The 18,316-nt window shown below is 65.0% G+C and carries 22 protein-coding genes; 8 read left to right on the top strand and 14 right to left on the bottom strand.

Features of this window, described 5'->3' with window-relative positions:
• Positions 1-27 precede the first annotated feature (27 nt).
• The gene (locus MMG94_RS06510) at positions 28-285 is read left to right on the top strand and encodes an exodeoxyribonuclease VII small subunit (protein WP_016917923.1); all 258 of its coding nucleotides are present in this window, start codon (positions 28-30) and stop codon (positions 283-285) included.
• 76 nt (positions 286-361) lie between these two features.
• Here the strand turns inward: MMG94_RS06510 and MMG94_RS06505 are convergent, their stop codons facing one another.
• From MMG94_RS06505 to MMG94_RS06480, 6 genes are all read right to left on the bottom strand, one after another.
• Positions 362-1,675, bottom strand: a complete 1,314-nt coding sequence (locus MMG94_RS06505; RefSeq protein ID WP_016917922.1) for a DUF3422 family protein — start codon at positions 1,673-1,675, stop codon at positions 362-364.
• Positions 1,676-1,734: 59 nt separating this feature from the next.
• Complete coding sequence (locus tag MMG94_RS06500) at positions 1,735-1,947, bottom strand: hypothetical protein (RefSeq protein ID WP_016917921.1); 213 nt, start codon at positions 1,945-1,947, stop codon at positions 1,735-1,737.
• 38 nt (positions 1,948-1,985) lie between these two features.
• Positions 1,986-3,614: an alpha-D-glucose phosphate-specific phosphoglucomutase gene (locus tag MMG94_RS06495; RefSeq protein ID WP_016917920.1), complete on the bottom strand. Its 1,629-nt coding sequence runs from the start codon at positions 3,612-3,614 to the stop codon at positions 1,986-1,988.
• 126 nt (positions 3,615-3,740) lie between these two features.
• Positions 3,741-4,148, bottom strand: coding sequence for a hypothetical protein (locus MMG94_RS06490; RefSeq protein WP_016917919.1), 408 nt, complete (start codon positions 4,146-4,148; stop codon positions 3,741-3,743).
• 134 nt (positions 4,149-4,282) lie between these two features.
• Positions 4,283-4,732: a cyclic nucleotide-binding domain-containing protein gene (locus MMG94_RS06485; RefSeq protein ID WP_016917918.1), complete on the bottom strand. Its 450-nt coding sequence runs from the start codon at positions 4,730-4,732 to the stop codon at positions 4,283-4,285.
• Positions 4,733-4,765: 33 nt separating this feature from the next.
• On the bottom strand, positions 4,766-5,353 hold the full coding sequence (locus MMG94_RS06480; RefSeq protein ID WP_016917917.1) for a winged helix-turn-helix domain-containing protein: 588 nt from the start codon (positions 5,351-5,353) through the stop codon (positions 4,766-4,768).
• A 62-nt stretch (positions 5,354-5,415) separates the two neighbouring features.
• On the opposite strand from MMG94_RS06480, the gene MMG94_RS06475 reads away from it, so the two are divergent.
• Positions 5,416-5,937 (top strand): L,D-transpeptidase family protein, encoded by a 522-nt coding sequence (locus tag MMG94_RS06475; protein ID WP_040578769.1) that lies wholly within the window; start codon positions 5,416-5,418, stop codon positions 5,935-5,937.
• An 18-nt stretch (positions 5,938-5,955) separates the two neighbouring features.
• Here MMG94_RS06475 and MMG94_RS06470 read toward each other — a convergent pair whose 3' ends face one another.
• Positions 5,956-6,630, bottom strand: coding sequence for a YggS family pyridoxal phosphate-dependent enzyme (locus MMG94_RS06470; protein WP_016917915.1), 675 nt, complete (start codon positions 6,628-6,630; stop codon positions 5,956-5,958).
• A gap of 142 nt (positions 6,631-6,772) precedes the next feature.
• On the opposite strand from MMG94_RS06470, the gene MMG94_RS06465 reads away from it, so the two are divergent.
• The 4 genes from MMG94_RS06465 to holA all read left to right on the top strand — a co-directional run bounded on the left by MMG94_RS06465 (position 6,773) and on the right by holA (position 11,829).
• Positions 6,773-7,354 (top strand): HdeD family acid-resistance protein, encoded by a 582-nt coding sequence (locus tag MMG94_RS06465; RefSeq protein WP_016917914.1) that lies wholly within the window; start codon positions 6,773-6,775, stop codon positions 7,352-7,354.
• A 92-nt stretch (positions 7,355-7,446) separates the two neighbouring features.
• Entirely contained in the window at positions 7,447-10,080 is a 2,634-nt protein-coding gene (leuS, locus tag MMG94_RS06460; protein WP_016917913.1) for a leucine--tRNA ligase, read from the top strand.
• Entirely contained in the window at positions 10,067-10,753 is a 687-nt protein-coding gene (locus tag MMG94_RS06455) for a hypothetical protein (protein ID WP_154419969.1), read from the top strand. Before leuS ends, MMG94_RS06455 begins: the two co-directional genes overlap by 14 nt.
• 29 nt (positions 10,754-10,782) lie before the next feature.
• Positions 10,783-11,829 (top strand): DNA polymerase III subunit delta, encoded by a 1,047-nt coding sequence (gene holA, locus MMG94_RS06450; RefSeq protein ID WP_016917911.1) that lies wholly within the window; start codon positions 10,783-10,785, stop codon positions 11,827-11,829.
• On the opposite strand, the gene MMG94_RS06445 is transcribed toward holA, so the two are convergent.
• The 6 genes from MMG94_RS06445 to purC form a co-directional block, all read right to left on the bottom strand.
• Positions 11,796-12,449 carry a glutathione S-transferase family protein gene (locus tag MMG94_RS06445; RefSeq protein ID WP_016917910.1) on the bottom strand — a complete coding sequence of 218 codons (654 nt, stop codon included), beginning with the start codon at positions 12,447-12,449 and terminating at the stop codon, positions 11,796-11,798. The two genes, holA and MMG94_RS06445, sit on opposite strands and share 34 nt — an antisense overlap.
• Positions 12,446-12,802: a DUF1428 domain-containing protein gene (locus MMG94_RS06440; RefSeq protein ID WP_016917909.1), complete on the bottom strand. Its 357-nt coding sequence runs from the start codon at positions 12,800-12,802 to the stop codon at positions 12,446-12,448. Before MMG94_RS06440 ends, MMG94_RS06445 begins: the two co-directional genes overlap by 4 nt.
• A gap of 96 nt (positions 12,803-12,898) precedes the next feature.
• Positions 12,899-13,588, bottom strand: coding sequence for a phosphoribosylformylglycinamidine synthase subunit PurQ (gene purQ / locus MMG94_RS06435; RefSeq protein ID WP_016917908.1), 690 nt, complete (start codon positions 13,586-13,588; stop codon positions 12,899-12,901).
• 151 nt (positions 13,589-13,739) lie between these two features.
• A complete protein-coding gene (purS, locus tag MMG94_RS06430) occupies positions 13,740-13,976 on the bottom strand; it encodes a phosphoribosylformylglycinamidine synthase subunit PurS (RefSeq protein ID WP_026015955.1) in 237 nt (78 codons plus the stop codon).
• A gap of 90 nt (positions 13,977-14,066) precedes the next feature.
• Positions 14,067-14,633 carry a Uma2 family endonuclease gene (locus MMG94_RS06425; protein ID WP_016917906.1) on the bottom strand — a complete coding sequence of 189 codons (567 nt, stop codon included), beginning with the start codon at positions 14,631-14,633 and terminating at the stop codon, positions 14,067-14,069.
• Positions 14,634-14,657: 24 nt separating this feature from the next.
• Entirely contained in the window at positions 14,658-15,452 is a 795-nt protein-coding gene (purC, locus tag MMG94_RS06420) for a phosphoribosylaminoimidazolesuccinocarboxamide synthase (RefSeq protein ID WP_016917905.1), read from the bottom strand.
• A 359-nt stretch (positions 15,453-15,811) separates the two neighbouring features.
• Between purC and MMG94_RS06415 the strand changes: the two genes are divergently transcribed.
• Positions 15,812-16,135: a DUF1476 domain-containing protein gene (locus tag MMG94_RS06415; protein ID WP_026015954.1), complete on the top strand. Its 324-nt coding sequence runs from the start codon at positions 15,812-15,814 to the stop codon at positions 16,133-16,135.
• A 60-nt stretch (positions 16,136-16,195) separates the two neighbouring features.
• Complete coding sequence (locus MMG94_RS06410; RefSeq protein WP_016917903.1) at positions 16,196-17,191, top strand: tyrosine recombinase XerC; 996 nt, start codon at positions 16,196-16,198, stop codon at positions 17,189-17,191.
• Between the two features lie 4 nt (positions 17,192-17,195).
• Here the strand turns inward: MMG94_RS06410 and ribB are convergent, their stop codons facing one another.
• A complete protein-coding gene (gene ribB / locus MMG94_RS06405; RefSeq protein WP_016917902.1) occupies positions 17,196-18,281 on the bottom strand; it encodes a 3,4-dihydroxy-2-butanone-4-phosphate synthase in 1,086 nt (361 codons plus the stop codon).
• Positions 18,282-18,316: the final 35 nt, after the last annotated feature.

Below are 18,316 nucleotides of genomic sequence, written 5' to 3'. Positions count from 1 at the left end.
CGCGAGCGGCTGGGCTAGGAAAAGGGCATGACCGAGACAGACAAAGTCGGTGAGGACGCCGCCGCCCTGCCTTTCGAAAAGGCGATGGCGGAGCTGGAGCGCATCGTGGCCGAGCTGGAGAAGGGCTCCGTCTCGCTCGACGATTCCGTACGCCTTTATGCGCGGGGCAAGGCGCTGCAGGAACGCTGCGAGAAGCTCCTTGCCGAAGCCGAGACGAGGGTCGAGAAGATAACATTGGGCGCGAACGGCGCGCCGAAAGGAGTTGCGCCGCTCGACGTCGAGTAGTCAGCGCCGTCACGGCCAAGAAAGCCGCCAATCCGGATTATAAGCCGTCGAATGTTTGAGCGCGCATCGGAGCAGGTCAGTCGACCTGCTCCTCCTTCATGGCGCGGTTGGAGAGCACGCGAACGCGCGCCATGAAGGCCCAGGATACGAGCAGCGCCAAGGGAACAGAGAGCGCTTCGACCATGTCGGCCGAAAGGTTTGGCGGCAGGACGCCCGCCTCCTTCAGTCCTTTCGCGACGAAAGCGAAGAGGCCGACGAGATAATAAGCGAGGCCGGCGACGGAGATGCCCTGCACCATGCGATTGAGGCGCATCTGCAGTCGCGTGCGGCGAACCATATCGTCGAGCAGCGCGCCGTTCTGACGCTCCATATCCAGCGTGATGCCTGTGCGCATGAGATTGGTCGTGCGCGCGACGTCGGTCGAGAAACGGGTCTGGCGCGCCTGCACGGCGTTGCAGGTTTCGATCGCCGGATCGAGACGCGCGTTCAGAAAATGCGAGACGGTCGGAAAGGCGCCTTCTTTCGTCTCCTGCAGCAGCTCCAACCGGCTTTTCACAAGCTTGTGATAGGCGCGGCTGGCGCCGAAGCGGAAGGACGTGCGCGTCGACAGCGCTTCATTGGCGGCGAGAAGATCGGACAGGCGCTTCAGCAGTTCCTGATTGTTATGCTGCTCGTCCATGCAGAGCGTATGTGTAATCTCCGAAAGCTCTTCCTCCATCGTCGTGAGGTCGGGGGAGACGGCGCGCGCCAGCGGCAGGCCGAGCAGGGCCATGCTGCGATAGGTTTCGACTTCGAGCAGGCGCTGCGCGAGACGTCCGGTCTCCAGCGGCGGCGCATGCAGAATGCGGACGGCCATGCGCGTAAAGCCAAAAGCGTCGACCGCGAAATCGGTGAGCGCATGGCCGGCCTCCTTGCCGACCCCGATGACGCAGAGACTTTGCGAATTGAACGTCGCCGACAATTCGTCGAGCGAGACGGCGCGATCGACGACGCAAAGATGCGTCGCGACGATCAGCCGGCCGGGCGGCCGGAACTCGATTTCGCCGCGCGACGTCGGATCGGGATGCGCGAAGGGCGTCTCGGCGTCGGCGCCGGTCGACCATGTGTAAGTGGTGAACTCCGTATGCTGCTCCCAGCGCAGCCGCCAGTCGCCAAAATCGAAATAGTGGAACTTGGCGTCCGCGCCCGGCGCCTCGACGCCGGCGAGCCGGGCGAGCGCGGCGACGGCGGCGCGGTCGGCCGCCGCCTCTTCATGATTCGTCGCAAAGGCGAAATGATAGATGCGGCGCGGCGCCTGCAGCGGTAGAAACGGGCGGGCGTGCAGTTCGGCGAGAATGGCCGCGCGCGACTCGTGTTCGACAAAATGCGCCTTCGCGCTCGCTTCGTTCATTTTCCGCTCCCGCCAGAGCGCCCTTATAGCCCTGATGCGCGCGGGATGGCGAGGATCGGTTATTTATGGAATTGCGCGCGGCAGCCGGCGCTGAGCGCCTGCATATATTTGCGCAGGCAGGCTTCCGTCTTCTGCGGATTGGGCACGTCGTAAGGACAGTATTTATACGCGTCGTCCTTGCAGGCGCGGCGTTGTTCAGGCGTTCCTTGCGCAAAAGCCGAGCCGACGAGGAGGGCTGAAAGGACGGCGGTCAACGGCAACGATTTTCTCATGACGGCGACTCCAGGGACATAGGCGGGGTTCAGCGGCCTTAGGTTATCACACTCGGCGCGTTACGCTTCGTAAAGCGTTCGATCCCGGCGATCTCGCGCGAAAGCGCGACGAGGTCCGCGAGCGCCGCCTGCGTTTCAACGAACTGCCTCGCGGGATCGGCCTCGTAGCGCTCGATATAGACGCGCAGTGTCGCGCCGGCCGTACCCGTGCCGGACAAGCGATAAACGATGCGCGATCCATCCGCGAACATCACGCGAACGCCCTGGTTCCTGGAGTCGGAACCGTCGACAGGATCATGATAGGCGAAGTCGTCGGCGTCCCTCACCTCGAGCGCGCCGAAGGTCTTGCCCTTCAGCGAGGGCAGGCCGTCGCGCAGCGTCTTGATAAGCGCATTGGCGCCGTCGGCCTCGACCTCTTCGTAATCGTGGCGCGAGTAATAGTTGCGGCCGTAAGTCGCCCAATGTTCGCGCACGATCGCATCGACGCTCTGCTTGCGCGCCGCAAGCACGTCGAGCCAGAGCAGCACGGCCCAGAGCCCGTCCTTCTCGCGCACATGGTTGGAGCCCGTGCCGGCGCTTTCTTCGCCGCAAATGGTCACAAGTCCGGCGTCGAGCAGATTGCCGAAGAATTTCCAGCCCGTGGGCGTTTCGTAAATGCCGATGCCGAGCTTTTCCGCCACGCGGTCGGCGGCGGCGCTGGTCGGCATGGAGCGGGCGATGCCGGCGACGCCGTTCTTGTAGCCCGGCGCGAGATGGGCGTTGGCGGCGAGAATGGCGAGACTGTCGGAGGGCGTGACGAAACGGTTGCGGCCGATAATGAGATTGCGATCGCCGTCGCCGTCCGAAGCCGCGCAGAGATCCGGCGCTTTCGCGGACATTGCGAGATCGTAGAGATGCGCGGCGTGCACGAGATTGGGGTCGGGATGGTGGCCGCCAAAGTCGGGCAGGGGCTCGCCATGCATGACGCTGCCCGGCGCTGCTCCCAGCATGCCTTCGAGAATGGCGCTGGCGTAAGGCCCGGTCACCGCCGACATGGCGTCGAACTTAATGGTGAAACCGGCGCGAAAGGCGTCGCGGATGCGGTCGAAATCGAAGAGCGTCTGCATCAGCGCGGCGTAGTTTTCGACGCTGTCGACGATCTCCACGCGCATCGCGCCGATCTGCGCGGCGCCGAGCGCGTCGATGTCGACGTCGGGCGCTTCTTCGATCTTGAAAGACGCAATCTCTCTCGTGCGCGCGTAAATCGCGTCCGTCACCTTCTCGGGCGCGGGGCCGCCATTGGCGACGTTATATTTGATCCCGAAATCGCCGTCCGGCCCGCCGGGATTGTGGCTCGCGGAGAGCACAATGCCGCCAAAGGCCTTGATGGAGCGGATAAGGGCGGAGACGGCGGGCGTCGAGAGGATGCCGCCCCGGCCGACGACCGCGCGGCCGAAGCCGTTGGCGGCCGCGATCTTCAAGATCGTCTGTATGGCTTCGCGATTGTAATAGCGGCCGTCGCCGCCGACGACGAGCGTCTGTCCCTGATAATCCTCGAGACAGTCGAAGATGGACTGGACAAAATTCTCGACATAATGGCGCTGCTGAAAGACAGGAACCTTCTTGCGCAGTCCCGACGTGCCGGGGCGCTGGTCGGTATACGGGGTTGTCGCGATTTCTTTCGCCATTCCTGCCTCTATGCGCGCGAGCGCCGGGCGGCGCTCAATCGGGCGAAATTCTATAAGCGGCAGGCGTTAAAAAAACGGCGGCGCATCGTCGCGCCGCCGTCGGAAATCCGCTTGGAAAGAGGGCGCTCACCAGCCCCAATAATTGTAGGAGGGATAGCCGTAGCCATATCCGTAAGACGGGTAGTAGCCGCCGTTGTAATAAGGATAATAGCCGCCGTAATAGCCGCCGCTGGAAGCAGCGAGACCGGCTCCCAGAAGGCCGAGGCCGACGCCGGCTGCGACCGCGGCGCCCGGATTGCCGCGACGGTAATAGCCGCCGTAATAAGGGCGATAGCCCCCACGATAGCCATAGCCGCGATAGCCATATCCGCCGCCCCAACGGCGATACCAGACCTTGTCGACCGGCGCCGAGAGACCGACGGTCGAGGGCGGGGCCACGCCCATCGGGCCGGCCGAAACTTCCGTAGGGATCGCCGTCGCCGTCATGGCGCCGAGCAGCGAGCCGGCGAGGGCCAATTTCAGGCTCTTACGCATAAACACCTCCCGTTAGCGGGCAAAATTTTGACGCGATGAAGTTGGCCCGCTCGGTCACGCGTCAATAAAACTAATCTAAACCTGAATCGGTCGGTGTCGAGAGGTCGGGCGGGAATTTGCTTTATAACGTGAATCTATTCATGCGAGGCGAGGCCGGACGCGGCGTGACGCGAGAAATCGACGAGCCGCTCGCGAAAAAAGTCGCGCGCGCGCGCCGCCGTCGCGGGATGTTGCTCCAAAATCTGATGGAATATGGCGCGACCGATTTTCAGAACGGTCGTCGGCTCCATCGCCCGCGCCGTCACAGGACGCGTTGAGGGCGCGACGAGCGCCATTTCGCCAATCAGCGCCCATGGCCGGAGAATGTGGGCTGGCGGACGGCCGTCCTCATGCGTCGCGAGCCCGACCGACCCCATTGTGAGAATGTATCCGCCGTCGGACTCTTCGCCCCGCCTGAAAAGCACGTCGCCCGCGCGCAGCAGCCGAGTCTCCGAGGCGAAGGCGAGATTGCGCAAAGCGGCCGCTTCGAAAATCGCGAAAAGCGGGATGCGCGTCAGATTGTCGATATCGTCGTCGAGCGTCATTGCGAGTTCACAAACGCCTATGTGCTGCTTTTTTTATGGCGAATTTGGCTTTGAAAAATTTTCTTTTGCGGCATTCGCGAGTCGGTAGCCGCCATCTTCCGTCAACAACTTTAACGGGCGCTTAGGGTCCGCCTCGATCTTGCGCCGCAAACGGTGGATATGCGTTTCGAGCGTGCGCGTCGAAACATTGGGGCCGTAGCCCCAGACATCGGCGAGAAGGGCCGCCTTGGACAGGGTTGCGCCGCCAGCTTGTGCGAGCCTCGCCAGAATCGCCGTTTCTTTCTCCGTCAGCGGCGCGCCGCCCTCCGCTGCGCCGGGCGGCGCATCGATCAGCGCAAGGAGATCCGCCAGACGAAAGGGCCGGTCGAAGGAGGCGGTCGCCTCGGGCGCGGCCGCGTCAATTAAAATGACGGTCCCGGGAAAGCCGGCGGCGCGGAGTCGACGGGCGAGGGCGGGGGCGTCGCAATAGGCTCCGTCGAGAAGCGCCGCCTGCGGCCAGGGCGGTCCGGGGGGCGCCGTCCCGTCGACCGCGCGCAGATGACAGCCGCCGAACGCCTCGAACGGCTCGGCGAAGCTCGCCAAAAGCCCGGGGCCGGCGGAGACGAAGAGACTGCGGGTCATGCGCGCGGCGAACTCTGCTAAGGTGGCGAAAAGCGGAGCTGCGATTGTCGTCCATCAAAAATATGCGCGCAACAAACATCTCCCGGCTATACGTCGCGCGGCGCGTCGGCGGAAAGCCGCATGAGGCGCGGCTCGTCGCCGGCGCGCGCGTCTTTCCCTGTGCGATCGGCCGGGCCGGGATCACCCGCGACAAGCGGGAGGGCGACGGCGCGACCCCGGCCGGACGCTGGCGGCTGCTGCGCTTCTATCTGCGAAAACCCGCTCCGCTGCGCGCGCCGTGGCGGCTGACCCGTGGCGACGACATCTGGTGCGACGACGCAGGGAGCTTTCTCTATAATCGCCGGTTACGCGCGCCCTCGTGCCTGAGCCACGAAGATATGTGGCGGAAAGACAGGCTCTACGACGTCGTCGGCGTGATGGACTACAATCTCTCGCCGCGGGTAAGAGGGCGCGGCAGCGCCATTTTCTTCCACATCGCGACGAAAACGCTGGAGCCGACAGCGGGCTGCGTGGCGCTCCGGGCGCGGGATATGGCGCGTCTCGTCCCGCGTCTGGCGCGCGGGGCGGCGATCGTCGTGGGATGAAGGATTACGAGATTCGGATCAGGGCTGCTTGTAGTCCCGATGTCCCATGATCGCCGAGCCGACGCGCACATAGGTCGCGCCGAGCTGGATCGCGAGTTCAAAATCCGAACTCATGCCCATTGAAAGCTCGCGCAGGCCGTTGCGCGCGGCGATGTCGGCGAGCAAAGCGAAATGCGGCGAGGCCTGCTGGTCGACGGGCGGCACGCACATCAGGCCGGAGATTTCGAGCTTGTATGCGTCGCGGCAGGCCATGAGGAAGGAGTCGGCGTCGCCGGGGAGAATCCCCGCCTTTTGCGGCTCGGCCCCCGTATTCACCTGCACGAAAAGGCGCGGCCGCTTTCCCTGCTTTCTCATCTCGTCGGCCAGCGCGGCGGCGATCTTCTCGCGGTCGACGCTCTCGATGACGTCGAAGGTCTCGACCGCCTCTTTGGCCTTGTTGGATTGCAACGGGCCGATGAGATGCAGCTCGACGCCGGGAAACTTCTCGCGAAGCCCCGGCCATTTGCCCATGGCCTCCTGGACCCGGTTTTCCCCAAAGACGTGGTGGCCGGCGTCCAGCAGGGGAACCACGTCCTCGGCTGGGAAAGTCTTCGTCACGCAGACGAGCGTGACGCTGGCGGGGTCGCGGCCGCAATCGGTCGCGGCGCGGGCGATGGCGGCTGTGGCGTCGTTATAGCGGTCGATGATCGTCATCCGCGCCAAATCGGAGATTTGAGGGCGAGGGTCAAGCCGTCTGGGCGGCCGGGACGGAACAAGGCGGACGGCGGGCGGTTTTGCCTAGGGTGACGATAAGCGCCGAGCCGAAGCTGGGCGGCAAAAGCGGCGGAGCGAGCCAATGACCGTCGAAACTTTTCCAACACAACCGTCGGACCTTCATACCGCCCATACTCGCCGTAAATGGGGCTGGATCGTCGCTCTGGGCGTCCTCTTCATCATCGGCGGCGTGGTGGCGCTGTTCAATGTTTTCGCGGCGACGGTCGTCGCCATCATCTATGTCGCCGCCGCCATGGTCGTGGCGGGAGGCTGGGAGATCGTCACCGCCTTTCAGATCCGGCCCTGGGGACGCGCTCTGCTCTGGGGCTTCGTCGGCGCGATCACGCTTTTCGCGGGCGTCGCGGCCGCCCGCTTTCCTGTCCTCGCCGCCATGTCGCTCACCGCCCTTCTCGGCGCGTTGCTGATCGCCGGCGGGGTGATGAAGCTCGTTCTGGCCTACCAATTGCGGGACCTCAGCCGCTGGGAGCTGATCGCCTTCGCCGGCGGGTTGAGCGTCCTGCTCGGCGTGCTGATCCTCGTCGAATGGCCCGTTTCGGGGCTTTACGTGCTCGGGCTGTTTTTGGGCGTGAACCTGCTTTTCGAGGGCGTGAGCTGGGTGGCGATGGGGCTGGCGGCCAAGCCGGCGGCGCGGCTGGCTTTCTGAGACGCCGGAACGCTGGTCTCCCTTTGACAACCCTCCGGCGGCCCGGCATTTAGAGGCGCAAATCCAAGCCTCCCACCGGACAGCCGCCCTCCATGAGACCCGACCGCTATAATTTCGCCGAATCCGAGCCGAAATGGCAGAAGACCTGGGAGGAGGGGCAGGTCTTCAAGGCGGGGTCGAAGCCGCAGGCGCCGAAATATTACGTGCTGGAGATGTTCCCCTATCCGTCGGGGCGCCTCCATATGGGCCATGTGCGCAATTATTCCATGGGCGACGTGATTGCGCGTTACATGCGCGCGCGCGGTTTCGACGTTCTGCATCCCATGGGCTGGGACGCCTTCGGGCTCCCGGCGGAAAACGCGGCGGCGCAGACCGGCGCGCATCCGGCCGAATGGACTTACGCCAATATCGCCGCCATGCGCGCCCAGCTCAAAACGCTGGGCCTCTCGCTCGACTGGTCGCGCGAGATCGCGACCTGCGATCCGGAATATTACAAGCATCAGCAGAAGCTGTTCCTCGACTTCCTTAAGGCGGGCATCGTCGACCGCAAGAAATCCAAGGTGAACTGGGACCCTGTCGATCATACGGTGCTCGCCAATGAGCAGGTGATCGACGGGCGCGGCTGGCGCTCCGGCGCGCTTGTCGAGCAGCGCGAGCTGACGCAGTGGTTCCTGAAGATCACGAGCTACTCGGTGGAGCTGCTGGAGGCGCTCGACACGCTCGAGCGCTGGCCCGACAAAGTCCGCCTCATGCAGCGCAACTGGATCGGCCGCAGCGAGGGCATGCTGGTGCGCTTCGCTTTGGCCCAGCCGCTCGGGGACGCGCGCGAGGTCGAAGTCTTCACGACCCGCGCCGACACGCTCTTCGGCGCGAAATTCGTCGCGCTCGCGGCGGACCATCCACTCGCCAAGGCCGCCGCTGAGAAAAATCCGGCGCTCGCGGAATTCTGCGACGAATGCCGCCGCGGCGGCACGTCCGCCGAGGCGATCGAGACGGCCGAGAAGCAGGGCTTCGACACGGGCCTGCGCGTCGTCCACCCCTTCGATCCGTCATGGACGCTGCCGGTTTACGTCGCGAACTTCATCCTGATGGATTACGGGACGGGCGCCATTTTCGGCTGCCCGGCGCATGATCAGCGCGATCTGGATTTCGCGACCAAATACGGCCTCGGCTTCAAGGTCGTGGTCAGCCCCGAGGGCGTCGACGCCGCCGAACTCGAAGACAAGATCGCCAAGAGCGGCGAAGCCTTCGACGCCGACGGCAAGCTCGTGAACTCCGGCTTCCTCGACGGTTTCACCGTGGAGCAGGCGAAGAACGAGGTTGCGAGCCGTCTGGAGACGACGGCGCTGTTCAACGCGCCGCAAGGCGTGCGCAAGGTCAATTACAAGCTGCGCGACTGGGGCGTTTCGCGCCAGCGCTATTGGGGCTGCCCGATCCCCATCATCCATTGCGAGACCTGCGGCCCCACGCCCGTCCCGGACGCAAATCTGCCCGTGCGGCTGCCCGAGGACGTCACATTCGACCAGCCCGGCAATCCGCTCGACCGCCATCCGAGCTGGAAGAACGTCCCCTGTCCGTCCTGCGGCGCGCCGGCGCGGCGCGAGACGGACACCATGGATACTTTCGTCGATTCGTCCTGGTATTACGCCCGCTTCACCGATCCGCTGAACGCCGACGCGCCGGCGGCGCCCGAGGCGCTGAAGCGCTGGCTGCCGGTCGACCAATATATTGGCGGCATCGAGCACGCGATCCTCCATCTCCTGTATTCCCGCTTCTTCTCCCGCGCCATGCGCGACAGCGGCCACGCGGCGGCGGCCGAACCTTTCGCGGGGCTCTTCACGCAGGGCATGGTCGTCCATGAGACCTATAAGGGTCCGGGCGGCTGGGTTTCGCCCGCCGCCATCCGTATCGAAAGCGGGGAAGGGGGGAGGCGCGCCTTCCTCATCGACGGCGGCGCCGAAGTGGACATTGGCCCCATCGAGAAGATGTCGAAATCGAAGAAGAACACGGTCGACCCCGACGACATCGTGGCGAGCTACGGGGCCGACACGGCCCGTCTCTTCGTGCTCTCGGACTCGCCGCCCGACCGTGACGTGATCTGGTCCGACGAGGGCGCGCAGGGCGCGTGGCGCTTCGTGCAGCGCCTGTGGCGCATCACGGGCGAGCTCGGCCGCGTCGCCGCGCCTATGGGGGCTGGCGCGCCGGCGCAGATCGGGGCCGAGGCGCTGAAAATCCGCAAGGCGACGCACAAGACTGTCGCCCAGGCGAGCGAGAACATCGAGCGCCTGCGCTTCAACAGCGCCATCGCCCGCATCCGCGAATATGTGAACGAACTGACGGCGGCGCTCGACGCCGTGACGGAGACGCCCGTCTCCGCCGATCTCGCTTTCGCGTTCCGCGAGGCGGCGGACGCGCTGGCGCGTCTCGTCGCTCCGATGACGCCGCATGTCGCGGAGGAATGCTGGGCCGATCTTGGCCACAAAGGGCTGGTATCGGAAGCGCCATGGCCGGAGGCGGATCCCGCGCTCGTCGCGCAGGACATGATCGTCCTGCCGGTTCAGGTGAACGGCAAGAAGCGCGCGGAGATTACCGTCGCGCATGACGCCGACGAGGAAACGATTCGCAAAGAGGCTTTGTCGCAAGATGGCGTTATACGCGCCATGGAAGGCAAGGCGCTCAGGAAATTCATTCTCGTGCCCAAGAGGATCGTCAATGTGGTCGTTTAGCAAGGCGAGCCGCGCGGCAAAGGATTTCCTCACCCTGAGGAGCCCGCGCCGTGCGCGTCTCGAAGGGCGAGGACATCCGCCGAGACGCCTCGAGACGCAGCCTGCGGCCGCTCCTCGGCATGAGGGGTTGAGAGTTAGGCGGCTCGTTCCGGCGCTTCTCGTCTTTTTCGCCGTTGTTCCGCTGGCCGGCTGCATCGAGCCGCTCTATGGCGTGAGCGGGGGACTCGACACGTCGCCGCTCGCCTCCGAGCTCCAGGCGATCGAGGTGGAGGAAATCCCTGGCCGCACGGGCCATTACGTACGCAACGAGCTGATCTACGGTTTCAACGGGACGGGCTCGACCGTGCAGCCGCGCTATCGCCTGACCGTCGCCTTGCGCGAACGTGTGCAGACCCCGATTCTCGACACCGTGACCGGCCGCGCGACTTCGGCGACGGTTATCGCCGATGCGGATTATCGCCTCGTCACCTGGCCGCAAAATGTCGAAGTGACCAAGGGCACCGCCTTCAACATTGCAAGCTACGACCGCTTTTCCAATCGCTTCGCGAATGTTCGCGCGGCGCGCGACGCCGAAATCCGCGACGCCAAGGTGATTGCGGACTCGATCCGCACGCGCGTCGCGACCGAGATGGCTGCGCGGGGATCGGCCCCCACCCCAGCCCTCCCCCGCTGACGCTGGAGAGAGGGACAGGGAGGGGCTAAATGGTCGCTGTCCCGCATAAGGACGCCGAGCGCTTCGTCGCTTCCCCGCCGGAAAGCGTCTTTATCTTCCTCGTTCACGGCGCCGACGCCGGCATGGTGCGCGAGCGCGCGCTTTCTATCGTCAATAAGCGCGTGGACGACCGGCATGATCCGTTCCAGTTCGTCGAGCTTTCCGGCGACGCTGTCTCGATCGATCCGTTGACGCTCCTGGACGAGGCGAACACCCAGCCGCTTTTCGGCGGGCGTCGCGCCATTCTCGTCGAGACCGGCGCGAAATCGGTCATTCCCGCCGTCACATCCCTCATCTCCGCGCCACCCGGCGACTGCACGGTGGTGCTGACCGCGAGCGCCCTGAAAAAGGACGCGCCGCTGCGCAAACTGGTCGAGGGCGCGAAGCAGGGCGCCGGGATCGAGTGCCAGCCCGACACCGAGCAGGACATTCACGCGCTGGTCGACCGCACGCTGAAGGAAGCGAATCTCGTCGCGAGCCCCGAGGCGCGCGCGCTTCTGCTCGCGGCGCTCGGAGAGGACCGGCTGATGAGCCGCGCCGAGCTTTCCAAGCTCCTGCTCTACATGCACGGGCGATCGCATGTGGAGGCCGCGGATGTCGAGGCCATTGTGGCGCACGCCTCCAGCATCGCCTCCGACCGCGTGGTGGCGGCGGCGTTTGGCGGGGACGCCGGCGAGACGCTCGACGCATATTTCGCGCAGGGCGGCGACGCCGGGTCGGTCCTGTTCGGCGCGTTGAGATACGCCGTGGCGCTGCATCGGGCGCGCGCCTCCATGGAGCGCGAAAACGGGCGTATGGATGTCGGGATCAATATGCTGTTTCGCGCCGGTTTCGGCTTCATGCACCGGGCGCTGATGGAGGAGCAGCTAAAGGCCTGGACGTCCGCGCGCCTGCAAGCTCTGATCGAACCGCTGCGCGAAGCCCAGACGCGCGCCCGCGCCAATGCGTCGAGCGCGCAGATGGAGGCCGAGCGGGCGCTGTGGCGCGTCGCGAAGGCGGCGCGTCAGTCGCGGTCCGGCGCGCCGAGCGGGAAGTAAGGTCGATAGGGCCGCGCCTCATCGACCGCCCTCGCAAAAGACGGTCGGGCGAGGAGGCGGCGGCGATAGGCCTTCACATGCGCGAAGGCGTCGGCAATGGCGTGGGCCCAGTCGGCGTAGAAAAGCGCGGGCGCCGCCGCGCAATCCGCGAGCGAGAATTTGTCTCCCGCGGCCCATTCCCGATCCTTCATCCTTTCGTTCAGCCAGCCATAGGCGGTGTCGAGCGCCCGGCGCGCCTCTGCGATCCCGAAGGCGTCCCGAGCGTCTTCCGGGCGGAGCCGGTCGAATACGAGCTTCTGCATCGGCGCCATGACGTAATTGTCGAAGAACCGGTCCATGAAACGGACCTCGATCGCCGCGAGGGGGTCGCGCGGCAGGAGCGGCTTTCGGCCCGGATAATGGAGGTCGAGATATTCGACGATGACGCTGGCCTCGGCGACGCTGCGGCCGTCGTCGAGCAGAAGCGGAAAGCGCTTTATGGGCCAAAGCGCGATCCACTCCGCTTCCACCTGCTTGTCCTCGAGCGATCGAAACTCGAAGGGCGTGTCATTTTCGTAAAGCGCAATGAGCGCCTTCTGCGTATAGGATGAAAACGGATGGCCATATAGCTTCAGCGTCATGGCGCCCTTTCGTCGAGCAGGACCTGGAAGCCGCCGAAGATCATCCGCTTGCCGTCGAAGGGCATGGAGATGTCCTTCATGCGGGGATCGTCGCGCATCTTCAGATGGCCCGCGTCGCGTAACTCTTTCGACGGCCAGACGACCCAGGAGAAGACGACGTTCTCATGCGCTTGCGCCGCAACGGCGCGCTTGAAGTCGGTGACGGTTCCGTCCGGCACGTCGTCGCCCCAGCATTCGACGACGTGCAGCGCGCCGAAATCCTTGAGCATGGCCCAGAAGCGCGCGGCTGCGTTGCGATAGTCGTCCTTCTTGTCATTCGGCACAGGAATGACGAAGCCGTCGATATAGCTCATGGTTCAGCTCCCTGTCGGCTTCCGGCCGCCTCGGAACCATCCACTTAACTTCCGAAGCGCGGTCGTCCAGCCCTTGGAGTCTTGTGCGTCGGCTGCTCACGCCGCGCTGGCGAGGCTCGTAAACAACGCGCGGCCGTCGACGCCGCCGACAAGCGGATCGATGAGGTTTTCGGGATGCGGCATCAGGCCGAGCACATTGCGTTTTTCTGAGAAGACGCCCGCAATGTCGTTGCGCGAGCCGTTGGGATTGGCCGGGCCTCCGACGATCCCTTTGGCGTCGCAATAGCGGAAGGCGACAAGGCCGTCGCCCTCCAGGCGCTCGATTGTCGCGTCATCCGCTTCGTAATTGCCTTCGCCATGGGCGATGCAAACCTCGATCACCTGACCCTTCGCATATTGGCGCGTAAAGGCCGTGTCGTTCCGCTCGACGGTAAGATGCTGCATTTTGCAGACGAAGCGCAGATTGGCGTTGCGCATCAGCACGCCCGGCAGGAGCCCGCTCTCGCAGAGGATCTGGAAGCCATTGCAGACGCCGAGCACCAAGCCACCGCGCGCGGCGTGGGCGCGCACCGCGTCCATGATGGCGGCGCGGCCGGCGATGGCGCCGCAGCGCAGATAGTCGCCGTAAGAGAAGCCGCCCGGCAGCACGACGAGGTCCGTGCCGGCCGGCAATTCATGGTCGGCGTGCCAGAGCATGGCGGGCTTCTGGCCCGTCGCCCGCTCCAGCGCGCGCGCCATGTCGCCTTCGCGATTGGATCCGGGGAAGACGATGACGGCGGCTTTCATGAGGCGGCTTTCCTCTAGGCGTCCAAATCGTCATTGCGAGCGAAGCGAAGCAATCCAGAGCTGCAACTGTTGCCCCTGGATTGCTTCGCAGTATTGCGAAGTCGGGTATTACCCGACTTCGAGAAAAGGCTCGCAATGACGGGTGCGTGTGTCACAGGTCGATCTGGTAGTTTTCGATGACGGTGTTGGCCAGCAGCTTCTCGCAGGCGGCGGTGAGCTGCGCCCTGGCGCTCGCCGGATCGGCGCCCGCCATCTCCACGTCGAACACCTTGCCCTGTCGCACGCTCGCGACGCCCTCGACGCCGAGCGACTTCAGTGCGCCCTCGATCGCCTTGCCTTGCGGATCGAGAACGCCGTTTTTCAGGGTGACGACGATGCGTGCTTTCATGGGACCGGATTTCCGTTTGGGATCGGCCACACGGTTAGCGGCCTTGCGCGCAAAGGGCAAGCGGCTGCGCGCCCCGCGATTGGAGCGGGCCTATAGAAGGCCCGTGTCCCTATAGATGTCTCGCAGGGTCAGCCGCGCGCCGATGACCGGCAGGTCGAGCGCGTCATCGGCCGATTCGAAGCGGCGCTCGATGAAATTATTGGCGCGGTCGTAAGAAACGACCTCGACCGCGTCCTGCGCGACGACGACATATTGTGAGAGGGTCGGCAGCGTCGCATAGGCCTTGCGCTTCCAACGCAGGTCCTTGTTGGCGGTCGAGGGCGAAAGAACCTCGAAGGCAATCATCATGTCGCTGCATTCGGCGCCAACGAGATCATCATTGGGACGGATCAGCAGGTCAGGAACAGGGACGCTGATTTCCGACAGGCGCACCCCTAAGCCGGGCAGGACCTCCCAGGAAAAATCTCCGCTGCGGGAAATATCCCCAAGCAAAAGGGTTAGGTTGAACAAAATCTTCTGGTGCAAGCGACTGGCGGATGCGTTCAAGACCGGCTCCCCGTCGATCAGCTCCCACTTTTCGTCGTCGGGGCGCGCGGCCGTGAACGCGAAGAATTCCTCCGCGTTCATCGGTCCGGGGTCGAGAAAAGGAACGCCCATCGGCTCCCTTCCGATCAGCCTTTCTTATTGCACCAGCTTCGGCGCGCCGACGCGGACCTGCTCGCCTTCCTGCATGATGCCGAGCCGGCGGGCGACCTCGGTATAGGCCTCCACCAGCCCGCCGAGATCACGGCGGAAGCGGTCCTTGTCGAGCTTGTCGTTCGACTTGATGTCCCACAGACGGCAGCTGTCCGGGGAAATCTCGTCGGCGACGACGATGCGCATCATGTCGCCTTCCCAGAGGCGGCCGCATTCCATCTTGAAGTCGACGAGGCGGATGCCGACGCCGAGGAACAGGCCGGACAGAAAGTCGTTGACGCGGATGGCGAGCGCCATGATGTCGTCGATCTCCTGGGGCGTCGCCCAGCCGAAGGCGGTGATGTGCTCTTCCGAGACCATCGGATCGTCGAGCGCGTCGTTCTTGTAATAGAACTCGATGATCGAGCGCGGCAGCTGCGTGCCCTCCTCGAGACCGAGGCGCTTGGCGAGCGAGCCGGCGGCGACGTTGCGCACCACGACTTCCAGAGGAACGATCTCCACCTCGCGAATGAGCTGCTCGCGCATGTTCAACCGGCGGATGAAATGCGTCGGCACCCCGATATTGTTGAGATGCTGGAAGATATATTCCGAGATGCGGTTGTTGAGGACGCCCTTGCCATCGATCACTTCATGCTTTTTGGCGTTGAAGGCGGTGGCGTCGTCCTTGAAATGCTGAATCAACGTGCCAGGCTCCGGACCCTCGTAGAGGACCTTGGCCTTGCCTTCGTAGATACGGCGACGGCGGTTCATTGGGATCAACCGGGGCTTGAGAAAGTCCATGGGGTCGGCCGCGGCTCCTCCGATAGGTCCCGCGCCAGGCGTTCGGCCGGGTGCGGGGGTATGGGTGGCCGACCGCAACGATGCGCGGTCGTAGCGTCTTTGGGGGCCAGTTACAAGCCAGCGTTCGCCTCATTAGGGCGACGCGTCACTTTATCTGAATATGAAACCCGACACAACGCGCTCTTTTTTGTCGCGTTTCAGCCCTATCCGCCGCCCGCGTGGGAATGTCGCATCTTCGCTGCTTGGCATTGGCGCCGCGCCCGGTTTTCGCCTATATGCGTGCGGCGCATTCAAAATGCGGCGCATGGCGGATGAGCCGCCGATTTTCCTGCAAGAGACAAACCCCGCCGAGGATGGACATGAGCACTTTCGACCAGCGCGAGGATTCCTTCGAAAAACGCTACGTCCATGACGAGGAGCTGCGCTTCAAGGCCGAGGCGCGTCGCAACAAGCTGGTCGGCCTTTGGGCCGCGGAGAAGCTCGGCAAGACCGGCGCGGACGCCCAGGCCTATGCGGAAGCTCTTGTCGCGGCGGAAGTTTCCGCCGACGCCGACGAGCGCGTCGTCGCCACGGTGACGAAGGATTTCGAGGCCGCCGGCGTCGACCAGTCCGAGCATCAGATCCGCCGCACCATGGACGAAATGCTGGCCAAGGCGAAGGCCGAGATCAAGGCCGGCGCGTAAGCCGCCGCCGGAGCCGCGCGGAAGGCTGCAATTTTAAGTTTTCCGCGCCAAGCTTCGTCCATGCGCGAATCGCCTTCCCGCCGGCCCCAATCCGCGACAAAGCCTTTGCCGGACGCGGGGCGCTTCCGCGCCGCGCCGCAGATCGCCGCCGAGGCGGAGCTTTGGCTGCGCGCGCTCGCTGGGGAAAAGCGGGCGTCCCGTCACACGATCGACGGCTATGCCCGCGATGCGGCAGGTTTCCTGGCGTTCTTGACCGACCATCTCGGGGCGAAACCCGATTCCGCGGCCTTGATCGCATTGCAGCCCGCCGACATACGCGCTTACCTCGCGCGCCGGCGGAATGAGGGGCTCGAAAGCCGCTCTCTGCTGCGGGCGCTCGCCGCCATCCGAAACTTCTTGCGATTTCTCGAAAAGAAGGGGCTAGCCAAGACGGACCTCTTCGGCGCCGTGCGCGCGCCCAAGAAGCCCCACAGCCTGCCCAAGGCGCTGACCGTCGCCGACGCCCGAGACCTTATCGACCCCGAACAGCGCGCGGGCGAAGCGCGCGAGCCTTGGGTCCTGGCCCGAGACGCCGCCGTGCTGGCCCTGCTTTATGGCGCCGGACTGCGCATATCCGAGGCGCTTTCCATCCAGCGCGCGGAGGCGCCGGTCGGCCGCGTGGACCGTATCGCCATCGTCGGCAAAGGGGGGAAAACGCGCACGCTCCCGGTCATCGAGCCCGTGCGCGCGGCGGTCGAGTCCTACCTCTCTTTGTGTCCCTATGAACTGGCCGGCGGCCCGCTCTTCGTCGGCGCCAAGGGCGGGCCGCTTTCGCCGCGAATCGTGCAGCTCGCGGTGCAGCGCCTGCGCGGCGCGCTCGGCCTGCCCGACAGCGCGACGCCACACGCGTTGCGCCATTCATTCGCAACGCATCTTCTAGGCCGGGGCGGCGATCTGCGCACGATCCAGGAACTGCTCGGCCACGCTTCGCTCTCCACGACGCAGATCTATACGGCCGTCGACAAGAAGCGCCTGCTCGACGCCTATAAGTCCGCGCATCCGCGCGCGGGCGGATGACGGTCTATTCGACTCCTTCGACCGCCGTAATCTCGATCCCGAACCCCGACAGCCCCACAAACGCCCGCGGCTTGGCGGAAGACGAGCGCAGCCGGATCGAGGACACGCCGAGATCCTTCAATATCTGCGCGCCGAGGCCCACGTCGAGCCATTGCCGCTTGCGGGTTTCCTCGGCGTTCTCCGGCTCCTCGCGGCCGACGACATTGGCGGGAACGCCCGCCGCGCCGTCGCGCAGATAGATGAGCACGCCGTGACCCTCGCGGGCGAAGCGATTGAGCGTCTTCTTGATCGTCGGCGCGCCGCCCATCACGTCCGCGAGAATGTCCGCGCGGTGCAGCCGCGTCGGCACGTCGCGGCCGTCGCCAATGGCGCCGAGCACGAAGGCGAAATGCTGCACGCTGTCGAAGGGAGTGACATAGGCGTGCCCCTGGAACTCGCCGAATTCCGTGCGCACCGGAAATGTCGCGACCCGCTCGACAAGCTTCTCCCGCGCCTGACGATAGGCGATGAGATCGGCGACCGAGACCATTTTGAGTTTGTGCTTTTCCGCGAAGGCCGTGATCTGCGGCCCCGCCATCACCGTGCCGTCGTCATTCGCCAATTCGCAGATGACGCCGACCGGCGGCAGGCCGGCGAGCCTGCACAGATCCACCGCCGCCTCGGTGTGGCCGGAGCGCATCAGCACGCCGCCATCCTTGGCGATGAGCGGGAAGACATGGCCGGGCCGCACGAAATCGGCCGCGCCCATATTGCCGTTGGCCAGCGCCCGCACGGTATTGCAGCGCTGTTCGGCGGAAATGCCGGTGGTGAGCCCGTGGCGCGCGTCGACGGAGACGGTGAAGGCGGTGCCGAGCGGCGCGTCGTTCTCGGCGACCATGGGCGCGAGATGCAGGCGGCGGGCTTCCTCGAGCGTGATCGGCGCGCAGACGATTCCGCAGCAATTGCGGATGATGAAGGCCATTTTCTCGGGCGTGCAGAGCGACGCCGCAATGACGAGGTCGCCCTCATTCTCGCGGTCGTCATCATCGGTGACGACGACGATCTCGCCGCGGGCGATGGCCTCGACGGCCTCTGTAATGGAATGGGACAAGCGGGTCTCCGGGACGCGCCTCGGCGGCGCTTTTG

The organism is Methylocystis parvus OBBP, from assembly GCF_027571405.1.
GTDB lineage: Bacteria > Pseudomonadota > Alphaproteobacteria > Rhizobiales > Beijerinckiaceae > Methylocystis > Methylocystis parva.
The sequence above is the reverse complement of the archived record's forward strand: the minus strand, read 5'-3'. Positions and strand labels throughout refer to the sequence as shown.